This window comes from Brevundimonas sp. GW456-12-10-14-LB3, from assembly GCF_059424365.1.
This window is the reverse complement of the sequence record NZ_JBWKZJ010000004.1, coordinates 113,192-133,813: the sequence shown is the minus strand read 5'-3', so window position 1 is coordinate 133,813 and position 20,622 is coordinate 113,192. Positions and strand designations below refer to the sequence as shown.

Sequence of the window (20,622 nt, the reverse complement as noted above, 5' to 3'; positions counted from 1 at the left end):
CTGAGAGACAATCGATGCGTATCCTGGTCACCGGCGGCGCCGGTTTCATCGGCTCGGCCCTCGTGCGGCGGCTGATCGCGCATACGGACCATGAGGTCCTGGTCTATGACAAGCTGACCTATGCCGGCGTGCTCAGTTCTCTGGAGCCGGTGGCGTCCAGCAACCGCTATTCCTTCGTCCAAGCCGACATCTGCGACGCCGAGGCCGTGGCCAAGGCCATGCGGGACTTCAAGCCTGACGTCGTCGCCCACCTGGCGGCCGAGAGCCATGTGGATCGCTCGATCGACGGGCCGGGCGCCTTCATTCAGACCAATATGGTCGGAACCTTCGTCATGCTGAACCAGGCCCTGGGATATTGGCGCGGCCTGGACGAAGCCGCCAAGGCGCGCTTCCGCTTCCATCATATCTCGACCGACGAGGTGTTCGGCTCGCTGGGCGACGAGGGCTTCTTCACCGAGACCAACCCCTATGACCCCCGCTCGCCCTATTCGGCGTCCAAGGCCGGGTCGGACCATCTGGTGCGGGCCTGGGGCCACACCTACGGCCTGCCGGTGCTGGTGACCAACTGCTCCAACAACTACGGCCCCTATCACTTCCCCGAGAAGCTCATCCCGCTGATCATCATCCGGGCCCTGAACGGCGAGCCCCTGCCGGTCTATGGCGACGGCTCGAACGTGCGCGACTGGCTGTTCGTCGACGACCACGCCCGCGCGCTCCAGGCCGTGTTCGAGACCGGCACGCCCGGCGAGACCTATAATGTCGGCGGCAACGCCGAGCGGAAGAATATTGAGGTGGTCACCGCCATCTGTTCGATCCTGGACCGGCTGCGGCCCAAGGCCGAGGGGAAGTACGCCGACCAGATCACCTATGTGACCGACCGGCCCGGCCATGATCACCGCTACGCCATCGACGCCTCGAAGATCCGCGCCGACCTGGGCTGGACCCCGTCGGTGACCTTCGAGGAGGGGATCGAGCGGACCGTGGTCTGGTATCTGGAGAACCAGGCCTGGTGGCAGGCCATTCTGGACGCTCGCTATGCGACCCAGCGACTCGGGGTCGTCCATGGCTGATCCGGTCCATATCCTGATCACGGGCGGGGCCGGTCAGGTGGGACTGGAGCTCCAGGCCGCCGCCTGGCCGGAAGGCGTCGTGCTGCACGCCCCGACGCGGGCCGAGCTGGACCTGGGCGACGCCGCCTCGGTGCGGGCCGCCTTCGCCGCCACGCCTTTCGCCGCCGTAATCAACTCCGGCGCCCACACCGCCGTGGACAAGGCCGAGACCGAGGTCGCCGCCGCCTTCGCCGCCAACGCAATGGGACCGGCGGTTCTGGCCGACGCCACGCGCGAGGCGGGGATCCCGCTGATCCAGGTCTCGACCGACTATGTGTTCGACGGGTCCAAGGACGGCCTCTATGTCGAGACCGATCCGGTCGGGCCTCTGGGCGTCTATGGCGCCTCCAAGCTGGCGGGCGAACTGGCGGTGCGGGCGGGCAATCCGCGCTCGGTTGTGCTGCGCACGGCCTGGGTGCTCAGCGTCCACCGCGCCAACTTCCTCAAGACCATGCTGCGGCTCGCCGCCGATCGGCCGACCCTGCGGGTGGTGGGCGACCAGCACGGCTGCCCGACCTCGGCGCGCGACATCGCCGACACCCTGATGACCATCGCCCTGAAGATGATCGCCGACGTGGATGCCCCGACCGGCGTCTATCAGTTCGTCAACGCCGGCGAGACCACCTGGGCCGGATTGGCCAGCGAAATCTTCGCCCTCACCGCCGCGACCGGCGGTCCGTCCGCCACGGTCGAGGCCATTCCTTCGTACGAATACCCGACCCCGGCCCGGCGCCCGTCGAACTCCCGCCTGTCCACCGAGAAGCTGACCCGAGATTACGGCATTGCGCCCCGCCCCTGGCAGGTCGCCGTCGCCGAGATCGTCCACGAACTGCACGCCGAAAGGACCGCGCCATGAAGGGCATCATCCTGGCCGGAGGATCCGGCACCCGCCTGCATCCGATGACTCTGGTCACCTCCAAGCAGCTGATGCCGGTCTACGACAAGCCGATGATCTATTATCCGCTGTCGACCCTGATGCTGGCCGGCATTCGCGAGGTGCTGATCATCTCCACCCCGCGCGACACGCCCAGTTTCCAGGCCCTGCTGGGCGACGGCTCGCAGTGGGGCATGGAAATTCAGTATGCGGTCCAGCCCAGCCCCGACGGCCTGGCCCAAGCCTATGTCATCGGCGCGGACTTCGTCGGCGACAGCCCCTCGGCCCTGATCTTGGGCGACAACATCTACTACGGCCACGGCATCACCGATCTGTTCACCAGCGCCATGGCCCGGCCCGACGGGGCGACCGTCTTCGCCTATCATGTCAACGATCCGGAGCGGTACGGCGTGGTCGAGTTCGACGACCGCATGCGCGCCCTGTCGATTGAGGAAAAGCCAGCTGAACCCAAGTCGAACTGGGCGGTCACCGGCCTCTATTTCTACGACAAGGACGTGGTCGAGATCGCCCGCAGCCTGACGCCCTCAACGCGGGGCGAGCTGGAGATCACCGACGTCAACCGCATCTATCTGGAGCGCGGCAGGCTTTCGGTCGAGATCATGGGGCGGGGCTACGCCTGGCTGGATACGGGCACCCCGGACAGCTTGCTGGAGGCGGCCGAGTTCGTACGTGTCCTCGAAAAGCGCCAGGGTTTCAAGATCGCCTGTCCCGAAGAGGTGGCCTTCCAGAAGGGCTTCATCGATGCCGCCAAGCTCGAAGAAATCGCAGCGAAACTAGGAAAAAGCTCATATGGCGCGTATCTAAAAAGCCTCGCTCTTCGGGCTTGAATAGATTCATGCAGCGTGGGACTACCTCGGCGTCTTGGGAATCTTCGGACAAGATATCGCCCGGCAGCTGCGGGTTTTGTATTCATTCTGAACGTATATTTATCTGCGGGCGGTCAATTTCATGGCGTTGTATGTCGTAACGGGCGGATACGGATTTATAGGTCGCGCCTTGGTGTCTCGCCTCAAAAAAGACGGTCACAGTGTCGTTATAGCATCTCGAGCGCACCATCGCGGCGATTCAAATGATGACTGGGTGGAATTTAACTTCAACGACCGCTCTACGGCCAATAACGTAACCAATGTCCGCCCAGACGGCGTTTTCCATCTTGCTTGGTCGACGACGCCGGGCACGGCGGAATCGGATCCGGTCGCCGACATCACCATCAATCTTGCCGGAACAATCGCATTGCTAGAAAGCCTTAGTGGTTTTTCAAGCATACCCATCGTTCTGATCTCTTCCGGCGGAGCAGTCTACGGTCGAACTGATGTAGAACGAATCCCAGAAGTACACCCGCTGAATCCGATTAGCATCTACGGAACAACCAAGCTCGCCATGGAGCGCTACGCACTCTCGTGCCAGAGAATGCAAGCGCTCGACATTCGCATAGCACGTATTAGCAATCCTTTTGGCCCAGGGCAGGCCCACGCCCGGCAGCAGGGAGCTGCGACTATATTCGCGCGCAAGATCCTACGCGGAGAGAAAATCGAGATCTGGGGCGACGGGAGCGTAGTTCGAGATTACATCGACGTCGACGATGTCGCTTCTGGCCTATCGGCGATCATGGCGTTGAAGGCAGAAAATCTGGATCCATACCCGGTCTTCAATGTCGGGGCGGGGCAGGGTTTGTCCTTAATGGGCTTGATTGGGCGCCTCGAGCTCGCTGCAGGCGTCAAAGCGAACCTGGCGTTTTCTGATCGTAGAGATTTTGATATTCCGAACAACGTCTTGAACGTCGAAAAGCTTCAGCTTAACGCCAAATGGAGACCTCGTGACGTGCAAGAGCGACTCGTTGCGCTTGTTAACTCGTTGCGCGATACTGACCAGCCCGAGCGCCCCACGGGCCGCTAGTGACATGGTAATTCGCCCTTCGTTTTTATGACAGTTGAATGGGAAAGCAATGAGAACTCTATTCGGTCGCGTTGCAGCTGAAGATCAAGGCGTAGATTACACGTGGTTTCGAAATAACGATTACGATCCGCCTTTTCTTCACGTGATCGACCAGGCGGATCATGAGGTCTTGGTGGCTTGGCGCGAACAGACCGCTGCTGAATGGCCTAACTCGGGATCGTCCGGCGTCGAGATGATGTCGATGCTGTCTGGCTTAATCATGTCGGCTGGGCTTTCCCGCATAGTTCAATGTGGACATTACGTCGGGTTCTCGACGCTGGTGCTGGGCTTTATCTGCCGGAAAATGAATAGGAAAAAATTCCTTTACACGGTGGATTTGGATCCGAAACCTTCTGCCTACACACAGGAATGGGTAAATAGGGCGTCGTTAAACGACGACATCAAGATCGCAGTTCGCGATTCTGCGGACCCACAAAACGTCATCGAGGCGATCGAGCATTTGGGAGGACCACCCCAGCTGGTCTACATCGACTCGTCTCATCAATACGAACATACGATGCAGGAGTTGAATTTGTGGTGGGGCGCCCTGCCACCTGGAGGCCTGATCGTCATGGACGACATCTCTCAATGGGCGGCGGAGTATGACCGAACGGGATTGGGTGGATCTCATCGTGCGGCTCTGGAATTTTGCCAGACCACGGCCGCTAACAGCGTCCTCATCAACGGGAATTTTGGGAGGGCGACCACCAACCCTATGATTTATACGGACGTTTGTGGGTTTGGATTGCTGCAGAAGCCTTATTGACCCATCATCGTATATGAACGCATGGCGAACATGCGTTAGGCAAGAGATGGCAGAGGCCGTAGTTGCCGCGCATAGAATTAAACATCGAGCAAATTTATGAGAAAAGTTGCGTTCTATGCGCCCGGTCCGATGAGAGGTTCCGGAGGGGTTGGTCGAATATACAATTTCGCCAAAGCGCTGAGTAAATCAAATTATGAATGCCATGTGTTCGTAACGAACAGCAATGGCAGGGACGCTGCGCAACTCGCACGGGAAGCAAACGACTTTTACGGAGCAACCGGATTCATCTGCCACCCGAGCACGGACGTCCCTTCCGGGGTGTTCGATCTTGCGATCGCCACGCAATGGGAAACTGCCATTTTGGTCCAGCGTATGGTCAGCCATGCAAAGGCTTACCTGATCCAAGACTTCGAAGCCTATTTCAATCCAGTTGGCGACGGCAGCGTTTTTGCGGAAAACTCATATATTCACGGTTTGAGGCCACTTACCTACGGTCGCTGGCTTGCACACAAACTGGAGACCGAGTTTGGTAGCGAGCCGTTCTTCTTCGAGTTCGCCTCCAATAACCAGGTCTTTCGATGCCAACGTCCTATGAAAGAGCGTCTGGAAGGGCCTGCTAGGATCGCCTTCGTCTTTCAAGGTGACAAGGCGCGCCGTTGTCCGCGCCTTGGCATCGAGGCGCTGGGTATCGTGAAGCATTACCGGCCCGATGCGGAAATCCTTTTTGTCGGGTCGGCCGAGCCCCCTCACCTTTGGTACGATTTCCAAAACTTGGGCAATCTGACGATTCAGGAACTGAACAGAGTTTATAATGAATGCTGCGTCGGCCTGAGTCTAAGTTCTACCAATCCCTCATGCAATCCATTCGATATGATGGCTGCGGGGCTGCCGTCGGTCGATCTCTATCGCCAGAATAATCTGTTCGACACGCCCTCGAAAGGCGTTCTGTTGGCGCTCCAGACTCCGGAATCTGTCGCGGAAGCAATACTGCATCTCCTCAATAATCCAAAAGAACTTCTCAAAAGATCAGAGTTCGGCATCAAATTTATGAAATCCAGGCCGCAAGAGCGGGAGGTCAAAAGCTTCCTCGCGGCGGTTGACGCCATTATGCGTGGTCAAGGCCACGGCGGTTCAAGGGCGGTCATCACCTCCTTGTTCTACGACAACCCTCCCGTTGTCGCGAAAGTAGACCGCAATGCATATTCGGCTAGCTTCCTTCAGAGGCAAGCGAGCGCCGGTGGCGGGTCTCGCGTGAAATCGCTGGCGCATTTCCAGTATTATCCTACTGACGAGCTAAGGTTCGAGGCGCCCGCACCGCTTGAAACGGAACAACATCTTGCACGCCAAGCTGCAATAGAGGTGGCGCCTGGAGTGCGCAGACGTCATGTGCGGATCCTGAATGCGCTAGTCCGAAAATACAATCTCGACAAACGACTTACGCTCGACCTGTTTGACCGTGCCTACTATCTGGATGTGAACCATGATGTGATGGAGGCGGGTATGGACCCGTTCATCCATTTCGTGCGCTATGGTCATGCCGAGGGTCGTTCGCCATCGCCGTACTTCGATTCGAAGTGGTACGAAGACACTTACGCAGCGGCCTTGGCGCCCAAACTATCTGCCGTTGACCACTATCTGACAGAGGGCTCCGCGCTCAACCGTTCACCGAACGCGTTGTTCGACGCAACCTGGTATCTTGCCCGAAATCGTGACGTGGCCGAGGCTGGGCTGCATCCGCTGTTCCATTTCATACGGTATGGAGAAGCCGAGAATCGCGACCCGTCCGAGAAGTTCTCAACGGCGTGGTATCGTACGAACAATCTGGATGTCGTCGCTGCTAAACACCCGCTTTTGCTTCACTACATGCACCATGGAGAGCGGGAAGGCAGGCTACCCGTTCCTCGGACGGAGGTGCGGGGGGCGCTGCAGCGAAGCGCGCGTGAGGCGGCCCTAACGTTCGAAAACCTGTTCGATGCTGAAGTGTCGCCTAGAGATTTAGAGCCATCGACCGACCGCTCTTACGTTAATCTCTTTGAGAAAGGACCACCTTCCGGGCAGGTGTCCTTCGATATCTGGAGCACGATATTGCATCGTCGTTGCCATCCGGATGAGATCAAGCTCCGCTCCGCACGTTTTCTGCTGCTCCAGGCTTGGACCGACATCATTCCCGGGATGCGTGATGTCGTGACGCTGATGAATGCGAGGATGCGAGCCGAGAATGCGTCAGCGCCCAATGGGGATTACGAATACTCGTTCAACGTAGCTGTCCACTCTTGGCTTCAAAACGTTCTGAATACCTCATGCTCGCCGGAACGGCGCGCGCGATTAGCCAAATCCATAATCGCACACGAATTCGACGCCGAACGGGACGCTATTGAAGTCGATCCCAACACTGAGCGCACAATTCGCTCTTTGGAACAGCCAGCAATATTTATTTCCGACTTCTATATGTCGGCGCCCTTTTTAGAGAACCTTCTGCACAGCGTACAGTTGGGATCGGCTTTCTTCAGAGGCTACGTTTCCTGCGACGGCTATCAGAATAAGCGATCGGGCGCCCTTTTTGGCAAGGTGTTGAAGGACCTCAACCTTGCGCCGCATGAATTGACGCACGTAGGGGATAACCCGTTCTCGGACAAGGAACGCCCCGCATCGCTCGGCATCAACACCATCAGCTATGTGTCTTCCTCTGATGAGGAGCGCCTCAAGTGGTATGAGCAGGCCTTCCATGCCCTCTGTCTGGGCGATGTTTCCCAACACGAGCGACGCCTCCTGGCCTTGGCTAAAAGGCAATCCGCAGAGGCGTCTGGAGAGATGGAGGGGGAGGCTTTTGATCTCTACGCCGCCGGTTGTCACATCGGCCTCCTTGCATTCGGCTATTGCCTTAATGTCATGCAGGACGCGATAGTTCGACAGTCCAAGGAGGTGGTTTTCTTCACTCGAGAAGGCATTCTCTTTAAAAAGATCTATGATCTCATTGCAGAGCACAATCCATTCACGACCCCTCCGCCTCCCTCAAAGTTGCTGAGCGTAAGCCGCAGAGCCACTTTCGCGGCCTCGCTTCGATCCTTCGATACCGAAGAGCTCATGCGTCTTTGGACCATGTATTGGAAGCAGTCGCCGCTGACGTTTTCCGCCTCGCTCAACCTCGATCCAGCGATAACAGCGGCGGCGGCTAAGCGGGCGGGTCTGGATCCCCATCAGGTGGTGAAGGCGCCTTGGACAGACGCACGATTCAATAATTTGCTTTCGGACGAGAGCTTCCGCCGCCACGCCGAAGCTGAACTGGCCGCTCAGCGTGACCTGCTTCAACGCTATTTGGCGCAAGAGTTGGCTCCCGATCAGGATGAACTCCTGATCTGCGACATCGGCTGGCGCGGCACGATCCAAGACAATCTCGCGCACACGATCGGCAAGCCCGTCCGTGGCCACTACTTGGCCTTGCTCGGCTACCTCAACGAGCAGCCTGCATTTTCTAGCAAGGTCGGGTGGCTGAGCGACCTGAACAGAGGAACCGACTATCAAATCCCCGACCAGCTCGCTGTGATCGAGATGATCTTCAATGGGCTGGGCGGATCCACGGTCGGTTATGACGTGGACTCTGAAGGACAGGTCTTCCCGGTCAAGGAGATATTCGATGGTGAAGAGGCGGTGGTTCGAGCTCTAGAACCGTGCCGCGCCGGAATGACGGCGGTCGTGCGTGAACTTGCTCGCTACGTCAATCTTCACGGTCTTGTCGCCGAGAACCTCCAGAATCTCGGTCGCAAGATAGTCGATGACCTGATCGCCAGCCCTCCCTCGGCCATCGCCAACATGTTCGCGAAGCTGGAACACAACGAAACATTCGGCGCCGGCACTCTGGACGTCATGCAGAAATCGAGCTTCGAAGCGGCGATTGCGGAGCAACCAGGCGGCAGGATGCACGCTGCTTTGACGTCTTGGTTGGGGGGGCGTTGGCCAGAGGGTCTCAGTCGACAGGACATAGTGCAACAATGGTGGAAAGGCGCAACGCCTCAGGAGCGCGCGTCGGCGCCGCTTGCGATCACCAAGAGCGCGGCGCCGGCGATCATCCGATCGACCGGTTCCCGGCTTGCACTCTACCTTTCAGAAGACGGCCTTGCCCCTGAACGGCTGGACTCTGTTCTACGAACCACGCAGGGATTAGTTGATGCTGGTTTCCAAGCGGAAATCTATTGGCAAGGCGATGACGACATTACGGCCCGCCTAGACGCCAGTCTGGGGGACATGCCTGCCAGTGTAATCACCTCGTGGAGCAGCCATCGAAACGCCGGTTTGGCGTTAGCCACAGACGCTAGTTCTGCATCCTACGTCCATTCAAACGTGATTGCACAATCTCGCGGTTATCTTGTTCAAGATCACGACGGCTTGGCTGGCACGGTCGATGGATTGGTCCTTACCGAAAACAGCTACATCTACGGCCTCAGTCATTTCACCCTGGGAAATTGGCTGACCCACATGATCAGCAGCCGCTATTTCTCGCGCGCGTTTCCCGCAGGCCACGGCGTGGACACAGCAGTCTATAAATGTCGGTCGGACGTGAAGCGTGAATTGGCCGTCTGCATGCATTATCCGGCAGGACAGTCCGGCCCATTGGCCCGGTTGGCTTTGGACGCCTTGGCTTTGCTTAAGAAAAGTCGCCCGGACGTGAGAATCATTCTTTTCGGAGCCGAAACGGGACCTCGGTTGAGTTTTGAATATGAGAATTTGGGGATGCTGCGCGACCCGAAGTTAATCAGTGATTTGTTCAACCAATGCGCAGCGGGACTGGCATTGGGGATGTCCAATCCCTCACGTATGGCTTTCGAGATGGCGGCTGCCGGATGCACTCCAGTGAGTCTTTATCGCTATAATAACGTTATGGATCTCGGTGATCGTTTCAGTGTACTAGCTTTCCAGAGCTCCCGTTCTATTGCTCAGGCGTTGTCTGATGTTCTTGAAAAGTCTCACGATGATCAAAGCTATGCGTCTTCGGTCGCAAGTCAGCTTAATGACAGAACGCTGATTTGGGAGAGGGATGCGGCGGTGGCCAACATCATTGGTGTGCTTGACGGAAAGCTCTGCGCAAGCTGGAATCCGCCAATTCTATATAAAGCAGAGCCAGTTATCGCTCCGGCAGATGACAACGCGGCCGTTCGTGCGTTTTGCCGTCAACAGCTTCCTTCTGAGGATAGGAACCTCTGGTGACGCCGAAGGCGCTTCAGCTCATTTTCGTCAGATGCAGCGCGTTTGACAAATTGCTGAATAAACTTCCGATCGCATCGTGAACATCTGAAACGCAAAATATATCCAGGCCACTGCTCGGGTGGTCTGGATTAGACAGCACAAAAGAAACAAACCGTTCCTCGGAGTGTGAATCAAGGAAAAGTAACTTCATGCCGAGTTGATTGGCTATCCATCCAATATTAGATTCTGAATGGAGGAATCTGTGTTCGGGGAATATGTAATTTTTGTCCAGCAAAGGTCCCTGTGCAATGATTATACCATCAGGCTTCATCAGGGCCTTTAATGATTCTAGGAGTGCGATTGGATCTTCTAGATGTTCTATTACATGCCACAGGAATATAGCTCCAACTTGGTGCGCGAGGGATGGTCTGTAGCTTTCAACAAAGCTGGCAATATCTTGGTTGACATAGACGTGATCTGGAAGGTCAAGGTGGGATCGGCCGATCTGAACGAGCTCGGCGCTTGCATCACATCCCATGGCTTCGTATCCGCAATCCAAAAGTGCTTTGGTGAGCAGGCCTCTACCACCTCCCAGATCAAGAACTGGCGATTCAACCCCGAAATAATCCAAATAATTTTTATAGAAATTCACCGTATTATTCATCGCCAAAGATTCACGTATTACATCTGTCTTTGTCGAGTTAGACCAATAATTGGCGTGAAAATCAGCTTGATGGCTGATTATCCCACCCTGACCTGGGGCGTAGTCGGGAACGAGCGCGCAGCAATTGGAACAATGAAATATGGTTACAACCTTGTCCTGCTGATCCTGCGTTCGTAGGGCGACGACGAGCCCCGTAAGGCCGCAGCACGGGCAGTTGTTCACTTCGGGCATTCTGAAATCACGCGCTCGGGTTTATCTGCACCGTCTAGCATCAACCTGAAAACGTTCATCTTGTCCACTTGACGTCGAAGGCGGGTTTCGCAGTCTGCAGCAATCGCACGTCAGTGGCGATATCGGGAAGCATACCAGATGATGGTCGCTTCCTTAAACGTCCTCGTCCCAGCGGTGCTTGTAGAAGCTATATTTCGCTCGTGCATTTGAAGTGGAGTAATTCGTTTCGCTCGAATAGCGTCGTCGGCCGAATCCGCCGCTTGCCCTCGGTTATATTAGAGATGCCTCGTTATCGCAGATAGACGCCCACCTTGCTGTACAGCGCTCTGAGGCGAGCATCGTAAGCATCATCGTTGAACTGCGCCGCCTGGGCTCGTCCGCGTAACGAGGCTTCCGCGCGCCAGCCGGCGTCCGCGTCGATCATCCTTATCGCTGTCGATAGGGCCTGCACGTCATAGGGATCGACCTGAATGGCGGCGTCGCCGGCGACCTCGGGCAGGGCCCCCTCGGTGGAAGTCAGCACGGGGGTGCCAAGGCTCATCGCTTCGAGAACGGGCAGGCCGAAACCCTCGTAGAGCGAGGGAAACAGTACGGCCCTGGCTCCTCGGATCAGACTGATCAGGGTGGCGAAGGACATGTATTCGTAGACGTGGATCCGATCTGAGCTTGGGCCTCCAATCGCCTTAACGTGGCTAAGCAGAGCGGTTTCAGGTTCGCTCAGCCAGCCTCGGCCGCCGACAATCACGAGAGGTGTTTTCACGCCGGACGCCAGATAGGCCTCGACCACACGTCCGAGGTTCTTTTTCGGCTCCACAGCGCCGAAATGCAGGAAATAGTCTCCCCATCCCAGCCGGAAGGTGGCCTCCAGTTCGATGACGACGTCGCGCTCCGATCGTTCGATCAGTGCCTTGGGCAGGCTAACGGCCTGATAGGTGTTGCTAACGCGATCTTCTGGAACGCCGAGCATCCGGATGACGTCCCGGCGAGTCGCTTCCGATACGACCGCGATATGATCGGCGCGCCGGGCGACCTCGCGACATAGGGCCATGAAGACCGGCTTGTTGTGCAGCGTCGTATGAGGAAGGCGCAACGGGATCAGATCGTGGATGGTGTAGATGTTCGGAACGTTTAGGGCCCTGAGCGGCAGCAGGGTGGTCCAGTGCATCACGCTAGGCGCCGGGGCGTCGCGAGTGGAGAAAAAACGCACCGGGGTGCTGCGGCCGTGCTTCTTGAAGGCGCGGTTGGCGTAGAAATAGAGTCGGTCGCCCGCCCAGAAACGGCTTGCGTTCGGTCGAGCCGCTTCGCCGCCGGGCCAGATGACGTCGGTGGACGGGCGCACGGGGAAGGCGGTTCGACCCGTCGGGCCGAGAAGTGTCCGAACGTCACGCTCGATCTTCTGCATAAAGCGGAGCGGTTCAGCGGGACGCTCTGGATCCAGGATGGCGACGTCGCCGAACGGCTTGACCGAGCCTATCGGGAGCGTCGGCCCGAATAGAGCCTCGGTTCTGAAGCCCAAGCGGCTCGCAGCGTCGAGCAGGTTGCGGCTGTAGGTCGCGATTCCTGTGCCTTGGGCGGCCGCCAGGTTGAAGCCGTCAATACAGATCGAGGGGCGGTCCGATCGATCAGGCGGGATTTGGGGCATTCAGTCGGGTCTCGAGCGGCGTGAGCTTGACGATCATCCCGCCTATCATGGGGCAAGACTGACTGACCAGCGATGCCTCTCCGTCTGAACGCCCACGGCGGGACCGCTCCCTTTCCCAGTGACACCGCCGCCATCCCCCGCTATCTCGCGCCGGTGATGAACGAAACCGAGCGCCAATCCGAGGAACGCAGCTGGGAAACGGCGAAGACGCTCGCCGAGGCCCTGCCGTATATTCAGGTGTATGACCGCGAGACCGTGGTCATCAAATACGGCGGTCACGCCATGGGCGAGAGCGCCGTGGCGAAACAGTTCGCGGCCGATGTGGTGCTGCTGAAGCTGATGGGGGTGAACCCGGTCGTGGTGCACGGCGGCGGGCCGCAGATCAGCGCCATGCTGGACAAGGCGGGGGTCAAGTCGGCCTTTGTCGATGGTCTTCGCGTCACCGATCCGGCGACGATGGAGGTGGCCGAAATGGTCCTGTCCGGGGCGGTCAATAAGGAGATCGCCCACTGGATCACCATGGCGGGCAAGGAGGCGGACGTGCGCGGCGTCGGCCTGTCGGGCAAGGACGCCGGCCTGCTGACGGTCGAGAAGACCCGCCGGACCAAGCGCGATCCCGACAGTATGATCGAGCATGAGGTCGATCTGGGCTTCGTCGGCGAACCGACCAAGGTGGACCCCAAGCTGATCAAGGGGCTGATCGCCTCGGAGACCGAAGACTGGGTGCCGGTCATCGCCCCGATCGGGGTGGCCGAGGACGGCCAGACCTATAACGTCAACGCCGATACGGTGGCGGGCGCCGTGGCCGGTTCGCTGAACGCCAAGCGGATGCTGCTGCTGACCGACGTGCCGGGGGTCAAGGGGGCGGACGGCGAGATCATTCGCCAGATGACCCTGGAGGAGGCGCAAGGCCTGATCGACACCGGCGTGGCCTCGGGCGGCATGATCCCCAAGCTGGAGACGGCCATGGCGGCCGTGCGGGCCGGGGTGGAAGCCGTGGTGATTCTGGACGGCCGCCGGCCCCATGCGATGCTGGTGGAGCTGTTCACCGAATTCGGCGCCGGCACCCTGGTGAAGGCGTCTTGATCGACCTGTCGCACGTCAACGCCTGGGTGTTCGACATGGACGACACCCTGTATCCACGCGAACAGGGGCTGATGTCCCTGGTTCAGGCGCGGATCAACGCCTATGTGGTCGAGGCCGTCGGCCTGGCGCCCCAGGAGGCGCGGCTGTTGCAGCGCCAGTTCCTGGACGAGCACGGCACCACCCTGGCCGGGCTGATGGCCAACTACACCATCGATCCCGAGGACTTTCTGAGGGTGGTGCATGAGGTGCCCCTGGACGGGGTGGAGCGAAATCCCCGTCTGGCCGAGCGGCTGAAGATTCTGCCCGGGCGCCGGTTCGTCTTCACCAATGGGGCCAGGGACTACGCCCACCGCGTTCTGGACCGGATCGGGATCGCCGACTGTTTCGACGGGGTCTTCGCCATCGAGGACGGCGATCTGACGCCCAAGCCGGCCCCGTCGGCCTTTCGTCGCATGATCGAGCGGTTCGACTTCGAGCCGCGCTGCGCCGCCTTCTTCGAGGACACGCCTAGGAATTTGGAGCCGGCCAAGGCCCTGGGGATGGCGACCGTCCTGATCGGCGACGGCCATGGAAAGCCCCTGGGCGATCATATCGACCATATCGCCCCCGATCTTCTCGACTTTCTCAACGCCCTGACCTTCAAGGACGCCGCATGACCGACCTGTCGCATCTCGAATCCGTCGTCGAGGCCGCCTGGGACAACCGGGCCGAGGTGTCGCCCGCCACAGGAGGCGAGGTCCGGGACGCGGTCGAGACCGCGCTCAACCTGCTCGATTCCGGCCAGGCCCGTGTGGCGTCGCGGGGGGCGGACGGCGCCTGGACCACGCACCAGTGGCTGAAGAAGGCGGTGCTGCTGTCCTTCCGCCTGAACGACAACCAGATCATGCGGGCCGGCCACGCCTCCACCATCCCTCTGTCGGCCGATCATCCGGCCGCCCTCGGCCCGTTCTGGGACAAGGTTGCGAACAAGTTCGGCGACTGGAGCGCGGGCGACTATCAGGCGGCCGGCTTCCGCTCGGTTCCCGGCGCCGTCGTCCGGCGGGGCGCGCACATCGCCAGGAACGTCGTCCTGATGCCGTCCTTCGTGAACATCGGCGCCTTCGTTGACGAGGGGTCGATGGTCGACGCCTGGGCCACGGTCGGCTCCTGCGCCCAGATCGGCAAGAACGTGCACCTGTCGGGCGGCGCCGGCATCGGCGGGGTTCTTGAACCGCTCCAGGCCAATCCGACCATCATCGAGGACGGCTGTTTCATCGGCGCCCGAGCCGAGGTGGCCGAGGGCGTGATCGTGCGCGAAGGCGCGGTGCTGGCCATGGGGGTCTATCTGTCTGCCTCGACCAAGATCGTCGATCGGGCGACCGGTGAGGTCTTCCGGGGCGAGGTGCCCGCCTATTCGGTGGTGGTGCCCGGCGCCCTGCCGGACGCCGACGGCGGGCCTTCGCTCTATTGCGCCGTCATCGTCAAACGGGTGGACGCCCAGACCCGCGCCAAGACCGGCGTCAATGAGCTGCTGCGCGACTGATCGTCCGCCGCCCGCCCTGGCTTTGACGCCGCGGCGTCCGAGGGCGCACACTGCGTCGCGCCCGCCGTTCTGACCCCGCCTTCCGTTGAGACCTGCAATGACCGATCGGACTTCGCCGCTGGACCGTTTCACCAGTTTCGAGGGCGTGACGGTTGTGGTGATCGGCGACGTGATGCTCGACGCCTATCTCCAGGGCCACGTCAGCCGCATCTCGCCCGAGGCGCCGGTGCCGGTGGTGAAACATGCGCGGGACCGGTTCACGGCCGGCGGCGCGGCCAATGTGGCCTTGAACGCCGTGGCGCTCGGCGCTTCGGCGCGTTTGATCGGGGTGGTGGGCGATGACCAGGCCGCCGATCAGCTGCGCGCGATCGCCGAACAGGCGGGCGTCTCCTGCCGGCTGCTGGGACTGAAGGGCGGAGAGACCACGACCAAGACCCGGGTCCTGGCGGGCGCCCACCAGGTGGTCCGGATCGACCGCGAAGGCTCAAACGCCCTGTCGGCCGAGGATGAGGCCGCCCTGATCGCCCTGTTCGAACAGGCGCTGGATCAGGCGGATGCGGTGATCGTGTCGGATTACGCCAAGGGATGTCTGACCGATGCGGTTCTGGCGGCCGTGTTCGACCGGGCGCGCAAGGTCGGGGTTCCCGTCTTCGTCGATCCCAAACGTCCCGATTTTTCCGCCTATCGCGGCGCGGCCTATATCAAGCCGAACCGGTCGGAGCTGGCGGGCGCGACCGGTCGGCGCTGCGACGACGACGCGGCCGTGGGCGAGGCGGCCCGGCAGGTGGTGGACCAGACCGGCGCCAATCTGTTGGTGACCCGCTCCGAACAGGGCATGGCCTTCTATGGCGTGGACGGGGAGGCGATCCTGCTGGAGACGGAGGCGGCGGAGGTGTTCGACGTCTCGGGCGCCGGCGACACCGTCATGGCCGCCTTCGCCCTGGGCGTGGCTTCGGGCCTGCCGGTCGTGCGGGCGATGCGCCTGGCCAATACGGCGGCCAGCATCGTGGTGTCCAAGGCTGGGACGGCGGTGGTGTCCGCCGCGGAGCTGCGCACCGTGCTGAATCACCAGGATCAGCGCGACGACCATCGCGACGGACTGATCCTGTCGCGCGCAGACGCCCGGGCCGTCCGCGGCGCCTGGCGGGATCAGGGGCTTTCGGTCGGCTTCACCAACGGCTGTTTCGACCTGCTGCATCCTGGCCATGTGGCCCTGCTGCGTGAGGCCGCGAGCCATTGCGACCGGCTGATCGTCGGGCTGAACAGCGACGCCTCGGTGCGGCGGTTGAAGGGCGAGACTCGGCCGATCCAAAGCGAGGGGGCGCGCGCCGAGGTGATGGCCGCCATCCGACATGTGGACGCGGTGGTCCTGTTCGAAGAGGACACCCCCTATGAACTCATCGCCGCCCTGGAGCCCGACGTCCTGGTCAAGGGCGCGGACTATCAGGAGCATCAGATCGTCGGCGCCGATCTGGTCAGGGCCAAGGGCGGGATCATCGTCCGGGTCGAGCTGAGGGCCGGCCATTCCACCACCGGCCTGGTGGACCGCAGCCGTACGCCCTCGGCCTAGATATGAGCCCCGATCCCAGCACCGAGCTGAAGGCCGCGTCGCGCCAGGCGACAGCTTGGCTTTACGAGACGGCCCTGCCGCTGTGGCTGGAACACGGCGTCGATCGTCGGCGTGGCGGCTTCTATGAGGCCCTGTCTCACCACGACCTCAGCCCGGTCCACGACTATAAGCGGCTGCGGGTGTTGAGCCGCCAGATCTATGTCTTTTCCCAGGGGGCGCAGCGCGGCGTCTCGGACGCCGGCGCGGCGGTTGAGCATGGTCTGGATTTTTTGCTGAACCGCGCCCGCCATCCGGACGGCGGCTTCATCAGTCGACTGGACTTGGACGGGGAGGGCCTGGATCAGACGCGCGATCTGTACGACCTGGCCTTTGTCCTCTTCGCCCTGGCCCATGCCTATAGGCTGACGAGGGACGGTCGGTTGAAGGCGGAGGCCCTGGCGCTCTTAGACTTCATCCAAACGTCCATGCGCCATCCAGCAGGCGGCTATGTCGAGGCCCTGCCGCCGCGCGCCCCGCGTCGGCAGAATCCGCACATGCATCTGCTGGAGGCGGCCCTGGCCTGTGTCGAACATATGCCGGACCCTGCCTTCTCGGCCCTGGCGGCGGAACTGGTCGGCCTGTGTCGGCGACGGTTCATGGACGGGGCGCGGGGGCTTCTGTTTGAGTATTTTCAGGACGATCTGACGGCCCCGCTGCGGCCGAAAGGGCGGGCCGTGGTCGAGCCGGGTCATCAGATGGAATGGGCCTGGCTGTTGCGGGAGGCGCAGCGGCTGGGCATGGACACGAGCGCAGGCGCCGACGGCGAGGCCGAGCGGCTGGGGCGGTTCGCCCTTGCGCACGGCCTGGACCCGGCGTCGGGCCTGTTGCGGGGCGAGGTGTTCGAGGACGGCGCGGTCGCCGTCGCGGGCGTCCGGCTTTGGCCGCACGGTGAATGGCTGAAGGCGGCTCTGCGCGTCCCGGCCTTGGCGCCAAGCTGGCCTGACGCCTGGGGGGCGCTGAGCCGGTTCCTGAACACCCCGACGCCCGGTCTCTGGTTCGAACAATGGGATCCGGGGGCGGGCGGCTTTTTGGACACCCCGGTCCCGGCCAGTTCGCTCTATCACATCGCCACGGCCGTGGCCGAGCTGGAGCGGGCGGACCTTTAGGACGAAGGGCGGGAGGGGGCGCAGCCCCGCCTCCCGCCTCGCTTCAAGGGTCTCAGGCGGCGCTCTTCATCGCGTCCTTGTTGACGGCGGCGTCGGCGATGCCGGTCAGGTCTTCGTCGGTTTGGGATTCTTCCTGCAGGGTCTCGTCCAGCAGGGCGACGGCGTGCTTCAGACCCAGGACATTGGCCCAGCGCTTCAGCGTGCCGTAGCGGGTGATCTCATAGTGCTCCACCGCCTGGGCGGCGGCCAGGAGGCCGGCGTCGAGGGCCGGGTTGTCCTTGTATTCTTCCATGATCTCGTCGCCCTCGGCCAGAATGCCTTCGATGGCGTCGCAGGTCTTGCCGCGGGGGGCCTTGCCGATGATTTCGAACACCTGCTGCAGGCGTTCGATCTGACCTTCAGTCTGGTCCTTGTGCTTTTCAAAGGCCGCCTTCAGCTCGGGCGACTGGGCGGCGCGGGCCATCTTGGGCAGGGACTTCAGGATCTTGCGCTCAGCGTAATAGATGTCCTTGAGCGTGTCGTGGAACAGGGTGTCGAGGGTTTTCTCGGCCATGGATCGTCTCTCGCAATGGTGATGGGGCGCGGGGGCGCACCCCATCACAAGCGATCAGGCCGGCTTATGTTCCTGTGTCGGAATCCGGGCTTAGGCGGTCGTCGCCCGCTTCAGATCCGGCGGCGTGGCCTCGTCGGTCAGAAGGCGAATGGCCTCCTCGACCGTCACCACCGTCTGCTCCTGGGAGCCCAGGCGGCGGATGGCGACCTTGCCCTCTTCGGCCTCCTTGCGGCCGACGACGGCGATGACCGGGACCTTGCCGACCGAGTGTTCGCGGACCTTGTAGCCGACCTTCTCGTTACGCAGGTCGATCTCGGTGCGCAGGCCCGCCGCCTTGAACCGGTCCATGACCTCGCGGGCGTAGTCGTCGGCGTCCGAGGTGATGGTGGCGACCACCGCCTGGACCGGGGCCAGCCACAGGGGGAAGGCGCCGGCGTAGTTCTCGATCATGATGCCGATGAACCGCTCGAACGATCCCAGGATCGCCCGGTGCAGCATGACCGGCCGGTGCTTCTGGCCGTCCTCGGCGATATAGGTCGCATCCAGGCGTTCCGGCAGGACGTAGTCCAGCTGGATCGTGCCGCAGGTCCATTCGCGGCCGATGGCGTCCTTGACGATGAAGTCCAGCTTGGGCGCGTAGAAGGCGCCGTCGCCCGGGGTGACGACCGGCTCGGAGCCGGCGGCGCGGGCGGCCTCCAGCATCTGGGCCTCGGCCTTGTCCCAGAATTCGTCGGTGCCGGCGCGTTGCTCGGGCCGCGTGCCCAGGCTGATGTAGGCCGTCTCCATGCCCAGATCCGCATGGACGCTGCGGCACAGTTTGATGAACTCGGCCGTCTCCTCGACGATCTGGTCCTCGCGGCAGAAGATGTGGGCGTCGTCCTGGGTGAAGCCGCGCACCCGCATCAGGCCGTGCAGCGAGCCCGACGGCTCATAGCGGTGGCAGGCGCCGAACTCGGCCATGCGCAGCGGCAGTTCGCGATAGGAGCGCTGGCCCTGGTCGAAGATCTGGACGTGGCCGGGGCAGTTCATCGGCTTCAGGCTCAGGGTCTCGCCCTCGACCGTTTCGCAGACGAACATATTGGGCCGGTACTTGTCCCAGTGGCCTGAGGCCTCCCAGAATTTGCGGTCCAGAACCTGAGGGGTCTTGACCTCGACATAGCCGGCGGCGTCCAGGCGGCGGCGCATATAGGCCTCGAGCACCCGCCACAGCACCCAGCCCTTGGGATGCCAGAAGACCATGCCCCGGCCCTCTTCCTGCATGTGGAAGAGCTCCATGGCCTTGCCGACCTTGCGGTGGTCGCGCTTTTCGGCCTCTTCGAGCCGTTGCAGATAGGCGTCCAGGTCCTCCTTGGTCGCCCAGGCGGTGCCGTAGATGCGCTGCAGCTGTTCGCGCTTGGAGTCGCCGCGCCAATAGGCGCCGGCCAGCTTGGTCAATTTGAAGGCCTTGCCGACGTGGCGGGTCGAGGGGAAGTGCGGCCCGCGGCACAGGTCGATCCAGTCGCCCTGCTTGTACAGGGTGATGGTCTCGTTCTCGGGCAGGTCGCGGATCAGCTCGGCCTTGAACTTCTCGCCCCGCGCCTCGAAGAAGACGATGGCCTCGTCGCGGTCCCAGACCTCGCGCTCGAACTTGGCGTCGCGATCGACGATCCGGGCCATCTCCTTCTCGATGGCGGCGAAGTCGTCGGTCGAGAAGGGCTCTTCGCGGTAGAAGTCATAATAGAAGCCGTCCTCGATGGCCGGGCCGATGGTGACCTGGGCGCCGGGGAACAGGGTCTGGACCGCCTCGGCCAGGACGTGGGCCGTGTCGTGGCGGATGGTGTAGAGGGCCTCGGGATCGTCGCGCATGATCAGGCGGAAGTCGCCGCCCGTCTCCAGCACCCGGCCCATGTCGCGCTGCTCGCCGTTCAGCTCGGCCAGCACGGCCTTCTTTGCCAGGGACGGCGAGATCGAAGTCGCCACGTCCCGCGCCGTCGAACCGGCCGGATACTGACGCACCGCGCCGTCGGGGAATTTCAGATCGATCATGACTGTTCTTTTTCGTCGGTCTTCAGGGGCGGGACCGGGTCATAACCCGAACCGCCGAAGGGATGGCATTTACAGAGGCGACGCACGGTGAGCCATCCCCCCTTGAGCGGCCCGTGCCGGATCAGGGCGTCGCGCCCATAGTCCGAACAGGTCGGCAGGAACCGGCACTGCTGGCCGATCAGGGGAGACAGCGTCAACTTGTAGCCTCGATGGGCCGCGCGGACGCCGCGTTCATAGAGAGACATTTGTCCCTTCGCCGGGGGCTGGATGGGTTCGCCGCGCTTATCCCCTGTCACAG

The 20,622-nt window shown here is 61.6% G+C and carries 16 protein-coding genes; 11 read left to right on the top strand and 5 right to left on the bottom strand.

Annotation, left to right across the window (positions count from 1 at the left end; all coding sequences use genetic code 11):
• Nucleotides 1-14 precede the first annotated feature (14 nt).
• From rfbB to AC07XS_RS03415, 6 genes are all read left to right on the top strand, one after another.
• Nucleotides 15-1,070, top strand: coding sequence for a dTDP-glucose 4,6-dehydratase (gene rfbB / locus AC07XS_RS03440; RefSeq protein ID WP_182713363.1), 1,056 nt, complete (start codon nt 15-17; stop codon nt 1,068-1,070).
• Nucleotides 1,063-1,965, top strand: coding sequence for a dTDP-4-dehydrorhamnose reductase (gene rfbD, locus AC07XS_RS03435; protein ID WP_182713364.1), 903 nt, complete (start codon nt 1,063-1,065; stop codon nt 1,963-1,965). The genes rfbB and rfbD overlap by 8 nt, the downstream gene beginning before the upstream one ends.
• Entirely contained in the window at nt 1,962-2,831 is an 870-nt protein-coding gene (gene rfbA, locus AC07XS_RS03430) for a glucose-1-phosphate thymidylyltransferase RfbA (protein ID WP_182713365.1), read from the top strand. The genes rfbD and rfbA overlap by 4 nt, the downstream gene beginning before the upstream one ends.
• A gap of 121 nt (nt 2,832-2,952) precedes the next feature.
• Nucleotides 2,953-3,900, top strand: coding sequence for an NAD-dependent epimerase/dehydratase family protein (locus AC07XS_RS03425; RefSeq protein WP_182713366.1), 948 nt, complete (start codon nt 2,953-2,955; stop codon nt 3,898-3,900).
• Between the two features lie 49 nt (nt 3,901-3,949).
• Nucleotides 3,950-4,705, top strand: coding sequence for a class I SAM-dependent methyltransferase (locus AC07XS_RS03420; protein WP_182713367.1), 756 nt, complete (start codon nt 3,950-3,952; stop codon nt 4,703-4,705).
• A 96-nt stretch (nt 4,706-4,801) separates the two neighbouring features.
• Nucleotides 4,802-9,907 (top strand): rhamnosyltransferase WsaF family glycosyltransferase, encoded by a 5,106-nt coding sequence (locus tag AC07XS_RS03415; protein ID WP_321207942.1) that lies wholly within the window; start codon nt 4,802-4,804, stop codon nt 9,905-9,907.
• A 13-nt stretch (nt 9,908-9,920) separates the two neighbouring features.
• On the opposite strand, the gene AC07XS_RS03410 is transcribed toward AC07XS_RS03415, so the two are convergent.
• Both AC07XS_RS03410 and AC07XS_RS03405 read right to left on the bottom strand, forming a co-directional pair.
• A complete protein-coding gene (locus tag AC07XS_RS03410) occupies nt 9,921-10,781 on the bottom strand; it encodes a class I SAM-dependent methyltransferase (RefSeq protein ID WP_182713369.1) in 861 nt (286 codons plus the stop codon).
• Between the two features lie 289 nt (nt 10,782-11,070).
• Nucleotides 11,071-12,423: a glycosyltransferase family 4 protein gene (locus AC07XS_RS03405; RefSeq protein WP_182713370.1), complete on the bottom strand. Its 1,353-nt coding sequence runs from the start codon at nt 12,421-12,423 to the stop codon at nt 11,071-11,073.
• A 156-nt stretch (nt 12,424-12,579) separates the two neighbouring features.
• Here AC07XS_RS03405 and argB point away from each other — a divergent pair, with 156 nt between their 5' ends.
• From argB to AC07XS_RS03380, 5 genes are all read left to right on the top strand, one after another.
• Nucleotides 12,580-13,509 (top strand): acetylglutamate kinase, encoded by a 930-nt coding sequence (gene argB / locus AC07XS_RS03400; RefSeq protein WP_054764589.1) that lies wholly within the window; start codon nt 12,580-12,582, stop codon nt 13,507-13,509.
• Nucleotides 13,506-14,165 carry a pyrimidine 5'-nucleotidase gene (locus AC07XS_RS03395; RefSeq protein WP_152949390.1) on the top strand — a complete coding sequence of 220 codons (660 nt, stop codon included), beginning with the start codon at nt 13,506-13,508 and terminating at the stop codon, nt 14,163-14,165. Before argB ends, AC07XS_RS03395 begins: the two co-directional genes overlap by 4 nt.
• Nucleotides 14,162-15,031, top strand: coding sequence for a 2,3,4,5-tetrahydropyridine-2,6-dicarboxylate N-succinyltransferase (dapD, locus tag AC07XS_RS03390; protein ID WP_182713371.1), 870 nt, complete (start codon nt 14,162-14,164; stop codon nt 15,029-15,031). The genes AC07XS_RS03395 and dapD overlap by 4 nt, the downstream gene beginning before the upstream one ends.
• Before the next feature lie 97 nt (nt 15,032-15,128).
• Nucleotides 15,129-16,601, top strand: coding sequence for a D-glycero-beta-D-manno-heptose-7-phosphate kinase (gene rfaE1, locus AC07XS_RS03385; protein ID WP_182713372.1), 1,473 nt, complete (start codon nt 15,129-15,131; stop codon nt 16,599-16,601).
• A gap of 2 nt (nt 16,602-16,603) precedes the next feature.
• The gene (locus AC07XS_RS03380; RefSeq protein WP_182713373.1) at nt 16,604-17,746 is read left to right on the top strand and encodes an AGE family epimerase/isomerase; all 1,143 of its coding nucleotides are present in this window, start codon (nt 16,604-16,606) and stop codon (nt 17,744-17,746) included.
• Between the two features lie 52 nt (nt 17,747-17,798).
• Here the strand turns inward: AC07XS_RS03380 and AC07XS_RS03375 are convergent, their stop codons facing one another.
• The 3 genes from AC07XS_RS03375 to yidD form a co-directional block, all read right to left on the bottom strand.
• Nucleotides 17,799-18,299: a YciE/YciF ferroxidase family protein gene (locus tag AC07XS_RS03375; protein WP_182713374.1), complete on the bottom strand. Its 501-nt coding sequence runs from the start codon at nt 18,297-18,299 to the stop codon at nt 17,799-17,801.
• Between the two features lie 90 nt (nt 18,300-18,389).
• On the bottom strand, nt 18,390-20,324 hold the full coding sequence (thrS, locus tag AC07XS_RS03370) for a threonine--tRNA ligase (RefSeq protein WP_182713375.1): 1,935 nt from the start codon (nt 20,322-20,324) through the stop codon (nt 18,390-18,392).
• The gene (yidD, locus tag AC07XS_RS03365) at nt 20,321-20,569 is read right to left on the bottom strand and encodes a membrane protein insertion efficiency factor YidD (RefSeq protein WP_054764596.1); all 249 of its coding nucleotides are present in this window, start codon (nt 20,567-20,569) and stop codon (nt 20,321-20,323) included. Before yidD ends, thrS begins: the two co-directional genes overlap by 4 nt.
• Nucleotides 20,570-20,622 lie beyond the last annotated feature (53 nt).